Below are 14,232 nucleotides of genomic sequence, written 5' to 3'. Positions count from 1 at the left end.
TTGTATGATAGATAAAATCAAAAATGTTGTAGAGGATATGTATGAAGATGAAGCAAAACATTTACTTCAAAGTATTCTTATTCAGTTGAATTTATTAGAAGAAAACTATAGTGAAGATGCAATTAAAAATTTGGTGGATATTCCTAAGCAACTAACGAGTAATACATCATATATAAGAAATGTAAAAGAAAGCACACACGTACATATTGCGTTTGATGATTCAACAGCTGGATGTTTAAAATATATGCTTAGTCAAGAAGAACAATTGGAAGAGAGGGTTGTCGCTTTTTCTGAATTCTTTTCAATTGGGCCGATAAACAAGTTACATATGAATGAGGGACAACTTGCAAGACAGAAATGGTTAGTAAACAATTTAACTGCTTATGATAATTATTTTGAAGAAGAGTATTTACCAAGGTTTTTAGAAACTATGGAAGAACTACACACTATTCCTATTGAAACACCTATTACAATTTGGAAAGCCAATAACGCACATGAACATGTAGGCCTATGTTTTGTAATGGCGCAATTAAAAGATAAGAAAAATATTCGCGTTATTAATACGTCTGAAGCAAGTAAAGAAATATTAAAAAAAGAGTATGCTATTCGTGGAACTGGAGAATTATCGCCTGAAAGTTTAGCTCTATTGCAAAAAAGTTTCGCGGAATTTCCGTATGTAACGGAAGAAAAGCGAATGCAGTTTGTGTATGAGTGGGATAAATTATCGAATAGTATGGAGTTTCTAAGAATTTGGAAAGAGAATGAAGTGCGTTCGGTACAAGAAGATTATTTTGATCAATTTATAATTGGATGTGCGAAAAGTGTAGGTGCTGATCAAGAATTTCTAAAAGCGCCGAGAGTAATTGGTGAAGCACTTGGTCTTGTAGAGCAGTTAGTAGGCGATACATTTTTAGAATATCGCTTAAAGGAATTAATTAAACAAGAAGTATTTGAATTTATAGGTTCACTAGAAGAAATGCGCTTTTATAGTGTGAAGTTGAAATAGCAATTAAACAAAAAATCCCCTTCTATTAAAGAATTAGAAGGGGATTTTTTTGGGGAATAAAAGAGAAGTTTTTCCTTTATGTAAGTTTCATATAAAAAGAAAGTTCATATATTATATAGAGTTTACTAATAATTAGGAGGAATAGTTCATTGAACAATCAGTTCTGTTCATGTCAATCAGATGATGCTCCAAAGTTACTACCTCCATCTACCCCTCCCAGTTTACCTTCTACATTTACTACGCCTATACCAACAACCCAAATGAGATCACGGATGTGTAATTGTTTAGGAAGATGGGGCTATTTAAGGTTAAATATACCTGGTACTTTTGGAAGAGATTTATGGTTTTTTCCAACAGAAGTTAGGCGGTTTGATGTATCAGGATATACTTGGCAAGATGGTCATCGTTTTAAGGTAACTTACCAATATAAACAAATTAGTAATTATATGTGCTTTGCATAGTGGCAAATAGGAGAGATTTATTTTTGATCTCTTCTATTTGTAGTTTGCAACATTTTTATGAATTTAGGCTATACATAAGCTTCCTATAGGGGGCATATCACATATGAATGTTAAAGGTACTGAATGAAAAGTAGGTGATTTGTTAATATGTATAACCAGCAAAATTATCCATATGATCAAGGGATGTATTATAATCCACAAAACTACGGGTATGAATCTGTAAATGAAGTGAGAGACATGGAACAAGAAGATTATAGACCAGATGATGCGGAAGATGCTCCACCGTCACCACCACCGTCACAAGCGCCGTCGTTACCATCTACATTTGCTTCTCCAGCACAAGCAGGGAATATGAAATCATGGATGTGTAACTGTCTAGGAAGGTGGGGGTATTTACGTTTACATCGTCCAGGACCTTTCGGAAGAGACTTATGGTTCTTTCCGACTGAAGTGAGGAGAAATGGGGTTTCAGGTTACACTTGGCAAGGTGGTCGCCGTCGTAAAGTAAGTTATCGCTATCAGCAAATTAGTAATTTCATGTGCTTTGCGTAAATAAAAGTGAGAGAGTAGAAGGATTTTACTCTCTCACTTTTTATTTTTCAATATACGAAGTGAGATTTAGATTAAAAATTTACAATTTTCACGTTTTCATTAGAGTATAATGCATATGTTGGTTGGTTTTCAAAAACAAATGAGAGTGAGGGAATACGATGTCAATGAAAAATAAAGTTGGGCTAAGAATAGAGGATGGTATTAATTTAGCATCTGCTCAGTTTAAAGAAGATGCGTATGAAATTTATAAAGAATCGCGAAAAATGCAACCTATCTTATTTGTGAATAAAACAGAATTAGGTGCAGAGTGGCTTATTACAAGATATGAAGATGCTTTGCCACTATTAAAAGATAATCGCTTAAAAAAAGATCCGGCCAATGTATTTTCTCAAGATACATTGAATGTCTTTCTTACTGTTGACAATAGTGATTATTTAACGACGCACATGTTAAATTCAGATCCACCTAACCATAATCGTTTACGATCACTCGTACAAAAAGCCTTTACACCGAAGATGATCACGCAATTGGAAGGAAGAATAGAGGATATTGCAGATGATTTGTTAAATGAAGTCGAACGAAAAAGTTCATTAAATCTTGTTGATGATTACTCGTTCCCTTTACCGATTATTGTAATAAGTGAAATGCTCGGCATTCCAAAAGCAGATCAAGCGAAATTTAGAATTTGGTCTCATGCTGTCATTGCTTACCCAGAAACGCCAGAAGAAATAAAAGAAACCGAAAAGCAACTATCTGAGTTTATTACATATCTCCAATATTTAGTTGATGTTAAGAGAAAAGAACCAAAAGAGGACTTGGTGAGTGCTTTAATACTTGCAGAAAGTGAAGGACATAAACTTAGCGCTAGGGAACTATATTCAATGATAATGTTACTAATTGTGGCGGGACACGAAACAACGGTAAATTTAATTACAAATACGGTATTAGCGCTTCTTGAAAATCCGAATCAATTACAGTTATTAAAAGAAAATCCCAAATTAATTGATGCAGCTATTGAGGAAGGGTTACGATATTATTCTCCAGTTGAGGTTACAACTTCAAGATGGGCAGCTGAACCTTTTCAAATCCATGACCAAACAATTCAAAAAGGAGATATGGTTGTCATTGCATTAGCTTCCGCCAACCGTGATGAAGCAGTATTTGAAAACCCAGAAGTATTCGATATTACTCGGGAGAATAATCGTCATATTGCCTTTGGCCATGGTAGCCATTTCTGTTTAGGCGCTCCACTTGCTAAGTTAGAAGCAAAGATTGCTATTACTACTTTGTTTAAGCGAATGCCTGAACTACAAATAAAAGGGAATCGTGAAGAAATGAAATGGCAGGGTAATTATTTAATGCGTTCTTTAGAGGAATTGCCTTTAAATTTCTAGAATAGTTAAAAGGAGACATGCATACATCGAAATTGATTTACATAGAGTATGTATGTGTTATTTAAATTCGAAACGGAAGGGTGAAAACATCCCAATGATCAACTAATTCTATTTGTAAGAGATCTTCGTTAAAAAACGAAATATTCTTCTGAATAGGATTAGTCTGTGCATTTATAGAAAAGGGATGTATTTCGCTTTGCGAATATATAGTCTTTTTATATGATTTGTGCTGCCTCCTGTTCAGAACATGAAATAGGGGGCTTTTTTTATGTCGACAAATGTAGTAACGAAACAAAACAATGGGGTATCACAAGTATTAAAAAATCGGTTTGTGCAAGGAATTCTTGCATCAGCATTATTTTTACAAATTGGAATATGGGTTCGAAACTTCGCGGTATTACTGTATGTAATGGAAATGACGAAAGGTGATGCTTTTGCTATTTCGATGATTTCAGTTGCGGAGTTTGCTCCAATTTTCATCTTTTCTTTTATTGGTGGAACGTTTGCTGATAGGTGGAAGCCAAAGAAGACGATGATATGGTGTGAAACGTTAAGTTCCATATCAGTATTCGTTGTATTAATTACACTTATGTTTGGAACATGGAAAATCGTGTTTTTTGTCACACTTATTTCTGCAATCCTTTCGCAGTTTTCTCAACCATCAGGTATGAAATTGTTTAAACAGCATTTATCAACAGAACAAATCCAATTAGCGATGTCAATATATCAAACAATATTTGCGATTTTTATGGTATTAGGACCGATTCTTGGAACATTTATCTTTCATAGTTTTGGAATTTATATTTCAATCATCATAACAGGTATCGCTTTTTTACTTGCTGCAGCTGTGTTGTTATTTCTACCGAAAGATCTTGAGAATGATAATGAGAAGAAAGAAATCACGCTATTACAGGAGATGCTGGATGGGATTAAATATGTGAAAAAGAAAAAAGCATTAACTTTGCTTGGCCTTTGTTTTATGGCAGCAGGACTCGGTATCGGTTTAATTCAGCCACTTGGTATATTTATTGTAACTGAGCAGTTAGGGTTATCAAAAGAGAGTTTGCAATGGTTACTAACAGTAAATGGCGCGGGTATGATTGTTGGCGGAGCTTTAGCGATGGTATTTGCGAAAAACGTAGCTCCGCAAAAGATGTTAATTGTAGGGATGCTCGGTCAGGCGATCGGCATTGGTATTATAGGTTATTCGACGAATTTATGGGTAACACTCACAGCACAACTTTTTAGTGGGTTAGCTCTTCCGTGTATCCAAATAGGGATTAATACGCTCATTATTCAAAATAGTGATACTGATTTTATCGGTCGTGTAAATGGCATTTTAAGTCCATTATTTACTGGTTCAATGGTAGTAACAATGAGTATTGCTGGTTCGTTAAAAGAAATGTTTTCATTAAGTACGATGTATGAGGGCACAGCTTTACTATTTATAATTGGATTATTATTTATTTTACCGATATACAATTTGAAGCCAGTAATAGCAATAGAAAATGAAATAAGTGATAAAGGAAGTGTTGTACAAAATGAATCCTAATCCAAATGTTAAGTACCCTATTGAAGGAAATCAAAATGTCCAATTTATAAAAAATACAATAACAAAAGCTAATATACTCATTGGAGACTATTCATATTATGATGCGAAAGATGGAGAAACATTTGAAGATCGTGTATTACATCATTATGAATTTCTTGGAGATCGCCTTATACTTGGAAAGTTTTGTTGTATTGCAAATGGAGTTACCTTTATTATGAACGGAGCGAATCATCGGATGGATGGATTTTCGGCATATCCATTTAATATATTTGGAAATGGGTGGGAGAAGTATACACCTAATTTGTCTGATTTACCTTACAAAGGTGATACAGTTATAGGAAATGACGTTTGGATTGGTATGGATACAACGATTATGCCCGGAATAAAAATAGGAGATGGTGCAATCATTGCAGCTAAATCTGTTGTGACTAGAGACGTCGTACCATATACAATTGTTGGCGGAAACCCTGCAAATAAAATAAAGGAACGATTTACAAATACAATAGTAGAAGAATTATTGCAAATTCAATGGTGGCATTTTGACATTGAAAAAATAACAGAAAATATAGATGCTATTGTTCAAGGAGACATTGAACCATTAAGAAAGCTAAAAAGGTAATAAAAAATGCATAACAAAGAGTATCATACCTCCGAATTTTGTTAATGATATTAGAACAAGGAGGTGTGATACTATGGCACAAGACGTTTTATGTGAAGTAAACAACTGTAAATTTTGGGCTAACGGCAATAAATGTAGTGCAGATGCAATTTATGTAGTAAGTAATAAAGGGAAACATGCATCTACTACGGAAGAAACAGATTGCAAAACTTTTGATCCAGAAATATAAAATTTTTGAAGGGTAGCCAAATCGTGGTTGCCCTTTTATTAATTATAGTATTGATAATAAATCTCATTTTCATTCATTGTTTTTAACTTTTCTTTTTATTTTTTCATATTTTCTTCATAAGTGATGTAATCCAGAGCAATTCATGTTCAATACGCGATTTACTAAATGCAATGACTTCTGTAATAAAAGATGAGCTAACATGTAAAGATTGAATAGCAGTAAGCTGTTTATGTAGTACGTCTTGGCGTATTGTTAAAATTTCTTTTCTAGCTTCGTAATCAAGTTTTTCAAATAGCGCGATACGCACAAGGAATTCAGCGTTATTTGTCGCAATCTTTTCGGGAAACTCTCTTAACATTTCATAAAAAATTTCTTCTCCTGTTTCAGTTATGTCGTACATATTTCGGTTTGGCTTTCCGACTTGTTTATGTATTTTTTTCGTTATAGCACCCATATTTTCGAAGCGCCGAAGAGCGGGATACAGTGTATTATGATTTAATTCGAAATTCTCACCTAACCGATTTTGAACATTTTTCTTTATTTCATATCCATGTTTTGGTCCAGTCGTTAATTCTGCTAGTAATAAAATGTCAACGTACATAAAAATCCCCCTTATATATTTCTCAAGTTCTCCAATGAAAAATCCCCTTTAGCATATGTTAAAATAACATATGTTAGATTATACAACTTTGAACTACCGACCTATCACTTTTATTGTAAAAGAAAAGGGAGGAAAGAACTATGGCTTCGCCTGAAAATGTGATTTTAGTTCATGAAATTTCAAAGCTGAAAACAAAAGAAGAATTGTGGAATCCGTATGAGTGGTATCAATTTATGAGGGACAATCATCCAGTTCATTATGATGAGGAGCAGGATGTATGGAATGTTTTTTTATACGATGATGTAAATCGAGTTTTATCGGATTATCGCTTATTTTCAAGTAGAAGGGAACGAAGACAATTCGCAATCCCACCTTTAGAAACGAGAATAAATATAAACTCTACTGATCCACCAGAACATCGCAATGTACGTTCTATCGTTTCTAAAGCATTTACTCCAAGAAGTATAGAACAATGGAAACCTCGAATACAGTCTATCGCAAATGAACTTGTACAAAATATCGGAAAATATAGTGAGGTTAATATCGTTGAAGAGTTTGCTGCACCTTTACCTGTTACCGTCATATCCGATTTATTAGGAGTGCCAACAACGGATCGTAAAAAGATTAAAGAATGGTCTGATATTTTATTTATGCCATATAGTAAAGAAAAATTTAACGATTTGGATGTAGAAAAAGGAATTGCGTTAAATGAATTTAAAACGTACCTGCTTCCAATTGTTCAAGAGAAAAGATATCATTTAACCGACGATATTATTTCAGATTTAATACGAGCTGAATATGAAGGTGAAAGATTAACCGATGAAGAAATAGTTACTTTTTCTTTAGGCTTATTAGCGGCAGGTAATGAAACAACTACAAATTTAATTATTAATAGCTTTTATTGCTTTTTAGTGGATTCACCTGGAATATATGAAGAGTTAAGAAAAGAACCTACATTAATTTCAAAAGCGATTGAGGAAGTATTACGCTATCGCTTTCCCGTTACATTAGCTAGGAGGATTACAGAGGACACAAATATATTTGGACCTTTTATGAAAAAGGATCAAATGATTGTTGCATGGGTAAGTGCAGCAAATGTAGATGAGAAAAAATTCTTACAAGCTTCTGAGTTTAATTTACACAGAATAGGAAATGAAAAGCATTTAACCTTTGGTAAAGGTCCTCACTTTTGCTTAGGGGCACCACTTGCACGTTTAGAAGCTGAAATTGCATTAACTACCTTTATAAATGTCTTTGAAAAAATAGAGTTATCTCCATCGTTCAATTTAGAAAAATGTATATTGGAAAATGAACAAACATTAAAATATTTACCTATTCTTTTGAAAACTAGGTAAAACGTTCAGCAAGGTACAAAATTACTGTACCTTGTTTTTAATTTCTCAATTGTAAATTTTTAGCGGGCTATTTAGTATGGAGGTGTGTGAAAAAAGAGTAGAGGAGGATGCTTATGTTAACGTGCAATGGGAGTAAAACGTTTCAAACATTTATTAAAGCTGTAACTGATTTAATAGACGGTGATTTATTAGAAGAAGAAATCGTGTGTAAAATTGAAACATTACTAGAAGAACTTTTAGAAAAGAAAACATGGCTTCCGTTAGATAAACAGAAGGCGAATTCGGCTCAATATGCACGACACTTACTGTATGAAGATCCGTTAAAACGTTTTGAAGTATTAGCTCTCGTATGGAAAGATGGACAATCTACACCATTGCATGATCATGATGGCACATGGGGAGTAGAAGGCGTTTTTTCAGGAAGGATAATGGTGCAGAACTTTGTTCAAACGAAGCAACTTGGAAATTCACTTTCTTATTTAACACATACAGGAAATCTTTATTTGGGAGAAGGCGAAACAGATAAAGTCATTCCACCAGCTGATTGTCATATTCTAGAAATAGGTGAAAATGAAAGCGTTGTCACTATTCATATTTACGGAAAACGTTTAGAAAAGTTTAAAATATATGTCCCAACTGAAGAAAAGAATGTGTACATGTGTGAGACGAAATATATTAGTTATAGTTCATAGTTTAAAATCAAAAACTTTTCTTTAAAAAGAAAAGTTTTTGATTTTATTATTAATTATTTCTTGACCTGAAACGCTTTTCATAAATTATAAATAAGGAGTACTTCACGAGATCAGTATGAAAACGATACCTATTGTTTATAATGAACTCGTGTATTTATAGAAAGTGGTGAAGAAATAATGAAATTAATCGCAATTGATTTAGATGGAACTCTTCTTTCGGGAAATAAAATGATTAGTAAAGAGAATGCAGAAGCAATTCGAAAATGTCAGGAAGCGGGCCATGTTGTAGCAATTTGTACAGGACGTTCTATCGTCGACATTGAACGATTATTGTTAGAAGTTAATTTAGAATGTCCAATTATTGCAGAAAATGGTGCACTTATATATAAAGATAAAAAAATGATGAAGAGATATCCAATTCAAAATATGCAAGCACTTGAGATTGTAAAATATCTTGAAGAGAATAACTTATATTATCAGCTTTATACTAATAAAGGTGTGTATGTACCGGATTATGGAGTAGAGAGTGTACGTAATGAAATCGAGTATGTGAAGAATTCAAAAGAAAATTTCGACTTGAAAGAATTAGAAACTATCGCAGCTTTATACCTTGAGCATACAGCGTTTCATAGTGCAGAAAGTTGTAAACCGATTGTAGAAACAGATATACATGTGCATAAACTTTTACCATTTTCTTATGACATAGAAAAATTAAAAAAATTAAAAGAAACGTTTCTGCATAATACTGATTTAGCAATTACATCTTCCTATTGGCATAATTTAGAGATTAATCATCGAGATGCTCAAAAAGGAAATGGATTATATACTTTAGCAGAACACCTGAATATTCCAGTCGAAAATACTGTAGCGATTGGTGATGGGCTAAACGATGTTTCCATGATGGAAAAAGCGAACATATCAATTGCAATGGGGAATGCTGTGGAAGAAATTAAAGCGATGTGTCAATACGAAACCTTATCAAATGAAGAACACGGTGTTGCACATGCTTTATATAAATATGTAATGTAATATAAAAAGAAAAAAAGAATCCAAATAGATTCTTTTTTTCTTTTTATTAGGGGTAAGGTATTCTATGTGATTCATAGAAGCCTTATTACTTTATATTATATAGAATATATTGGAATAAATGTTTATATTTTTCATATTAATTGTGAAAATTTTATGAACTTTATATTTTTTGTATTTTTATACTACCACAAGCGATATGAATAATGCTATTGTCATAGTTAAATCTATGCATGAGGGCGCGTTATCGGTTGTTTGTCAAATTAAAATAGGTGTTTGATGGAATACAGAATGATTAAAGTTTCATTTTATACGTAAATTCTTCTTTTTTTTAATTGAAAAATAAAATTTGTTCGAATAATTATTCTGCAGCTATATACCTAAAGGCACATTCTTCGTATAATGGAGAAGTATAAATTTTGAATTTGTATTAATTTTACATATTGAGGTGAAAAAGGAATGAATGCGCGGCTAATGGAACTTATTGATGTGAGTACAATAGAAACCATGGCAGAACAGTTTTATAAATTAACCAACATATCACATCAACTTCTTGATGCTGAAAAAGAATGTATATTTTCTTTTGGAATAAATGAGATGAAAATATGTAAACTTCCCAAAATTGAAATCCCCATTTTTTTATACAATCAACATTTAGGATCTTTTGTAGTATGGTCAAATAAAAGTGACATTTTCAATTGTCAAAAATACTTTGAAATGCTTTCAAATCTAATTATAGATGGGGCGACAAAAGTATTTCAAAGTAAAAATAAAACGTTACTTTCTCGAAAAGAGGAGGAACTACATACGATTTTACAAAACATGCCTGTTATGGTTGATGCGCTTGATTATAATGGAGATTTTGTTTTGTGGAATCGGGAGTGTGAAATTGTAACAGGTTATACCGCTGAAGAAATAATAGGAAATCCAAATGCCCTTCAATTATTGTACCCAGATCATAATTATCGTCACCAAATACAAACGAAATTTTTAACTTGTGGAAAAAATTTCAGGGATTGGGAAATGCACTTAACATGTAAAAATGGTGAAATCAAAACAATCATGTGGTCCAATATATCAGAACAGTTTCCTGTAACAGGATATAGCTACTGGGCTGTCGGAGTAGATATTACACATTTAAAAGCGATAGAAGAGCAGTTAAAACAACAAACGTCTGAATTGGAATTAATTTTTAAGGCTTTACCAGATTTATGTTTCTTAACAGAAGATGATGGCACAATTATAGATTATAAAGCAGGATCCCCTTCGAAATTTTACGTACCGGCACAAGCTTTTATGGGGAAAAAGTTTTTCGAAGTATTACCATCTCCAGTAGCACAGCAGTTTCAGGAAGCAATTCATCAAGTGAAGGAAAAAGGAACGAATGTAATTGTTGAATACCCACTTACAATTAATGGGAGTATCGATTTCTTTGAAGCTAGATGCTTACCATTATTACATGATAAAATTATGATCATTGTACGCGATATTACAGAACGGAAAAAGACAGAAGAATTGCTAAATAAATCAGATACACTTGCAGCAATTGGTCAATTAGCAGCTGGTGTGGCTCATGAAGTGAGGAACCCATTAACTGTCATTAAAGGGTTTATACAGCTATTTCAAATTAATAAAGAAGATCAAGAAAAATATTTTGATTTAATGCTTTCTGAAATTGAAAGAATAGAAGCGATTCTTCAAGAGTTTTTATCAATTGCTAAAACAGATGAGATAAATACAGAACAAAAAAATATTTATCAAATTTATAATAATGTCGTATCGTTAATGAATACAAAAGCAATTATGACGAATATTCAAGTGGAACTATATGCGGAAACAAAAGACATAAGCATTGAATGCTCAGAAAATCAATTGAAACAAGTGTTTATTAATATTTTGCAAAATTCAATCGAAGCTATGCCAGATGGCGGGAAAATTACAATTCATATTAAAGAGATAAACGATGAAGGTGTCATTATTCAGGTAATTGATGAAGGAATAGGAATACCTGAAGATAGAATTAAGAGATTAGGTGAGCCTTTTTATAGTACGAAAGAAAAAGGTACCGGTATCGGATTAATGCTAAGTTATAAAATCATTGAAAGTCATCAAGGGAATATAAGTATTATGAGTGAAGTTGGAGTCGGGACAACAGTAACGATTTACTTGCCGAAAGCGCAGAGTGAAAAATCTCTATCAAATTATGATGATAGATTCGAATCAATACGTCCAATTATTAACTCTTAAATTACTAAATCCTCAATAACCAAAAGTTAAGCTTTCGGTTATTGGGGATTTTTATATTTAATTTAGTAAACTTTACCTTTTCTTAACCTTTGTTTTAATTTCTATTAAGTTTTTATCAGTATATTAATATTTGTGCAAAGTACTGTATAGAAAATGTGCATTACTTTTAATACATAGATTCAATTATTATTAGGAATTTTGTAAGGAGGAGATTAAGACAAAGTGAAAAAGCAAGAGAAAAAAAGTGATAGAGCAATACCGACGCGGTTAAATATTTTATTTCTTTGTGTATTTTTATTATTTTCTGCAATGATTATACAGTTAGGTAAAGTGCAAATTTTCGATGGAGAGACTTATAAAAATGAAGTAAAAAAGAGAGAAAATGCAACTGTGAGCCTATCTGTCCCACGTGGGAAAATATTTGATCGAGAAGGGAATCCAGTTGTTGATAATACATCTTTGCGTACGATCACGTACACAAAGATGAAAGGTGTAAAATCAGAAGATATATTAAAAACCGCAAGACAACTAGTAGACATAATTGAAATGCCGCAAGAAGATATAGCTAAGTTAACTGAGACAGATAAGAAAGATTTTTGGATGCAATTAAATCCGAAACTGGCTGAAAATCTAGTATCGAAAAAAGAAATAGATACATTTAGAGAAAAGGATATTAGCGGCAAGAAGCTAGATAAAAAAATAGAAGAGTTAAAAAGAAAACGGGTTACAAATAAAAATCTTCAGGAATTAACGGAGAAAGATATAAAAGTGTTAGCTATTAAAAGTAAGATGACTTCTGGTTATCAAATGGCTCCTCAAATTATTAAAAAAGATGTTAGTGAAAAGGAATTTACTATAATTAGTGAAGGTTTAGCGAATCTCCCAGGTGTAGACGTATCGGTTGATTGGGAGAGAGTGTATGTAAATGATGGATTATTCCGATCTGTTCTTGGAAATGTTTCTAATTCCGATGAAGGATTACCAAGTGAACGATTAGATTACTACTTGGTACGTGATTATAGCCGAAATGATAGGATTGGAAAAAGTTATATCGAGCAGCAATATGAAGATGTACTTCATGGTACAAAAAAAGAAGTAAGAAGCGTTGCAGATAAACAAGGTAATACAATTAGAACGGAAACCGTTTCTGAGGGAAAGAGCGGTAAGAATTTAACTTTAACAATAGATATGGAATTACAGAAGAAAGTAGAAGAAAGTATTGAAAAAATATTAAAGGCATATAAAGGGTCAGAATCCATGTTGGACCGTGCTTTCGTTGTGATGATGAATCCGAAAAACGGACAAGTATTATCCATGGCTGGGAAAAGACTTGTAGAAAAAGACGGAAAAACAGAAGTTGAAGACTATGCATTAGGCACATTGACTAGTTCTTATGAGCTTGGATCAACAGTTAAAGGTGCGACAGTTTTAACTGGATTTGAAACGAAAGCTATAACACCAGGTACTTATTTTTATGATGCACCTATGAAGTTTAAAGGAACTAAGGAAAAAAAGTCTTGGAAAGAGTTTGGAAATATTGATGATTTAAGAGCGTTACAAGTCTCTTCAAACGTTTATATGTTTCATACAGCATTAAAAATTGCAGGTGTAGATTATGTGAAAAATAGTTCATTAAATATTAAACAGGAGTACTTTGATAAAATGAGGTATTATTTCAGGCAATTTGGATTAGGTGTTCCAACGGGTATTGATTTACCGAATGAAACAGCTGGACAAATTGGTAAAAAAGATAATCAACCTGGTTTCTTACTAGACTACTCAATTGGCCAGTATGACACCTATACGCCACTTCAGCTTGTACAGTATATTTCAACAATCGCAAACGGTGGATATCGAATGAAGCCACAAATTGTTCAAGAGGTAAGAGAGCAAACGTCGCAAAAAGATGAGATTGGTAAAGTGGTGCATGCAGTAGAACCAATCGTTTTAAATAAGATAGATATGAAAGCGGAATATATAAATCAAGTAAAAGAAGGATTTAGAAGGGTATTCCAAGAAGGTGATGGAACAGGAGTAAGGGCGTTCCAAAAAGCATCTTATAAGCCAGCAGGTAAAACAGGGACAGCACAGACAGTATACGGTGGAGAAAGTGATATTGGAAGAAATGAAAAAGGTGAGCGAAGAGAATGTTATAATTTAACGTTAGCAGGATATGCGCCGTATGATAATCCTGAAGTAGCATTCTCTGTAGTTGTGCCGTGGGTTATTAATGATAAATCTGGTATTAACTCTGATATTGGAAAAGAAGTTTTAGATGCTTATTTTGAATTAAAAAATAAGCGATTGACTGGAGAAACTACAAAAATAGATAGCTCTCAAGAAGGTTAAAACATATGAAATGTTATAGAAACTAGAGTCGTCTTATTTAGGAATAGATTCAAAATGGATGATAGAGAAGGATAAAATCATTCTATCAACTATGCACACTTTATAAAATAAATCATATATTGATAGCATAGGACAAGCTGAAAAGCTTA

The 14,232-nt window shown here is 32.8% G+C and carries 12 protein-coding genes; 11 read left to right on the top strand and 1 reads right to left on the bottom strand.

The features are described 5' to 3' along the window. Window positions 1-4 precede the first annotated feature (4 nt). The 6 genes from MKO96_RS01640 to MKO96_RS01610 all read left to right on the top strand — a co-directional run bounded on the left by MKO96_RS01640 (window position 5) and on the right by MKO96_RS01610 (window position 5,813). Entirely contained in the window at window positions 5-1,006 is a 1,002-nt protein-coding gene (locus MKO96_RS01640) for a DUF1835 domain-containing protein (protein ID WP_240586440.1), read from the top strand. Between the two features lie 608 nt (window positions 1,007-1,614). Continuing rightward, entirely contained in the window at window positions 1,615-2,019 is a 405-nt protein-coding gene (locus tag MKO96_RS01630) for a hypothetical protein (protein WP_240586439.1), read from the top strand. Window positions 2,020-2,177: 158 nt separating this feature from the next. Next, the gene (gene cypA / locus MKO96_RS01625) at window positions 2,178-3,413 is read left to right on the top strand and encodes a cytochrome P450 (protein ID WP_240586438.1); all 1,236 of its coding nucleotides are present in this window, start codon (window positions 2,178-2,180) and stop codon (window positions 3,411-3,413) included. Between the two features lie 268 nt (window positions 3,414-3,681). Then, entirely contained in the window at window positions 3,682-4,965 is a 1,284-nt protein-coding gene (locus MKO96_RS01620) for an MFS transporter (RefSeq protein WP_061675034.1), read from the top strand. Beyond that, complete coding sequence (locus MKO96_RS01615; protein WP_240586437.1) at window positions 4,955-5,584, top strand: Vat family streptogramin A O-acetyltransferase; 630 nt, start codon at window positions 4,955-4,957, stop codon at window positions 5,582-5,584. Before MKO96_RS01620 ends, MKO96_RS01615 begins: the two co-directional genes overlap by 11 nt. 73 nt (window positions 5,585-5,657) lie before the next feature. Further along, window positions 5,658-5,813, top strand: a complete 156-nt coding sequence (locus MKO96_RS01610) for a DUF1540 domain-containing protein (RefSeq protein WP_000046092.1) — start codon at window positions 5,658-5,660, stop codon at window positions 5,811-5,813. Between the two features lie 103 nt (window positions 5,814-5,916). On the opposite strand, the gene MKO96_RS01605 is transcribed toward MKO96_RS01610, so the two are convergent. After that, window positions 5,917-6,414, bottom strand: coding sequence for a PadR family transcriptional regulator (locus MKO96_RS01605; protein WP_240586436.1), 498 nt, complete (start codon window positions 6,412-6,414; stop codon window positions 5,917-5,919). A 140-nt stretch (window positions 6,415-6,554) separates the two neighbouring features. On the opposite strand from MKO96_RS01605, the gene MKO96_RS01600 reads away from it, so the two are divergent. From MKO96_RS01600 to MKO96_RS01580, 5 genes are all read left to right on the top strand, one after another. Then, window positions 6,555-7,769: a cytochrome P450 gene (locus MKO96_RS01600; RefSeq protein ID WP_240586435.1), complete on the top strand. Its 1,215-nt coding sequence runs from the start codon at window positions 6,555-6,557 to the stop codon at window positions 7,767-7,769. 113 nt (window positions 7,770-7,882) lie between these two features. Continuing rightward, complete coding sequence (locus MKO96_RS01595) at window positions 7,883-8,461, top strand: cysteine dioxygenase family protein (RefSeq protein ID WP_240586434.1); 579 nt, start codon at window positions 7,883-7,885, stop codon at window positions 8,459-8,461. A 177-nt stretch (window positions 8,462-8,638) separates the two neighbouring features. Continuing rightward, a complete protein-coding gene (locus MKO96_RS01590) occupies window positions 8,639-9,490 on the top strand; it encodes a Cof-type HAD-IIB family hydrolase (RefSeq protein ID WP_240586433.1) in 852 nt (283 codons plus the stop codon). Window positions 9,491-9,946: 456 nt separating this feature from the next. Then, window positions 9,947-11,734: an ATP-binding protein gene (locus MKO96_RS01585; protein WP_240586432.1), complete on the top strand. Its 1,788-nt coding sequence runs from the start codon at window positions 9,947-9,949 to the stop codon at window positions 11,732-11,734. A gap of 222 nt (window positions 11,735-11,956) precedes the next feature. Beyond that, a complete protein-coding gene (locus tag MKO96_RS01580) occupies window positions 11,957-14,083 on the top strand; it encodes a peptidoglycan D,D-transpeptidase FtsI family protein (protein ID WP_240586431.1) in 2,127 nt (708 codons plus the stop codon). Window positions 14,084-14,232: the final 149 nt, after the last annotated feature.

The organism is Bacillus sp. ES1-5, assembly GCF_022487605.1.
Taxonomy (GTDB): Bacteria; Bacillota; Bacilli; order Bacillales; family Bacillaceae_G; genus Bacillus_A; species Bacillus_A wiedmannii.
Note: the sequence above shows the minus strand (reverse complement) of the source record. Positions and strands in the feature narration are given on the sequence as shown.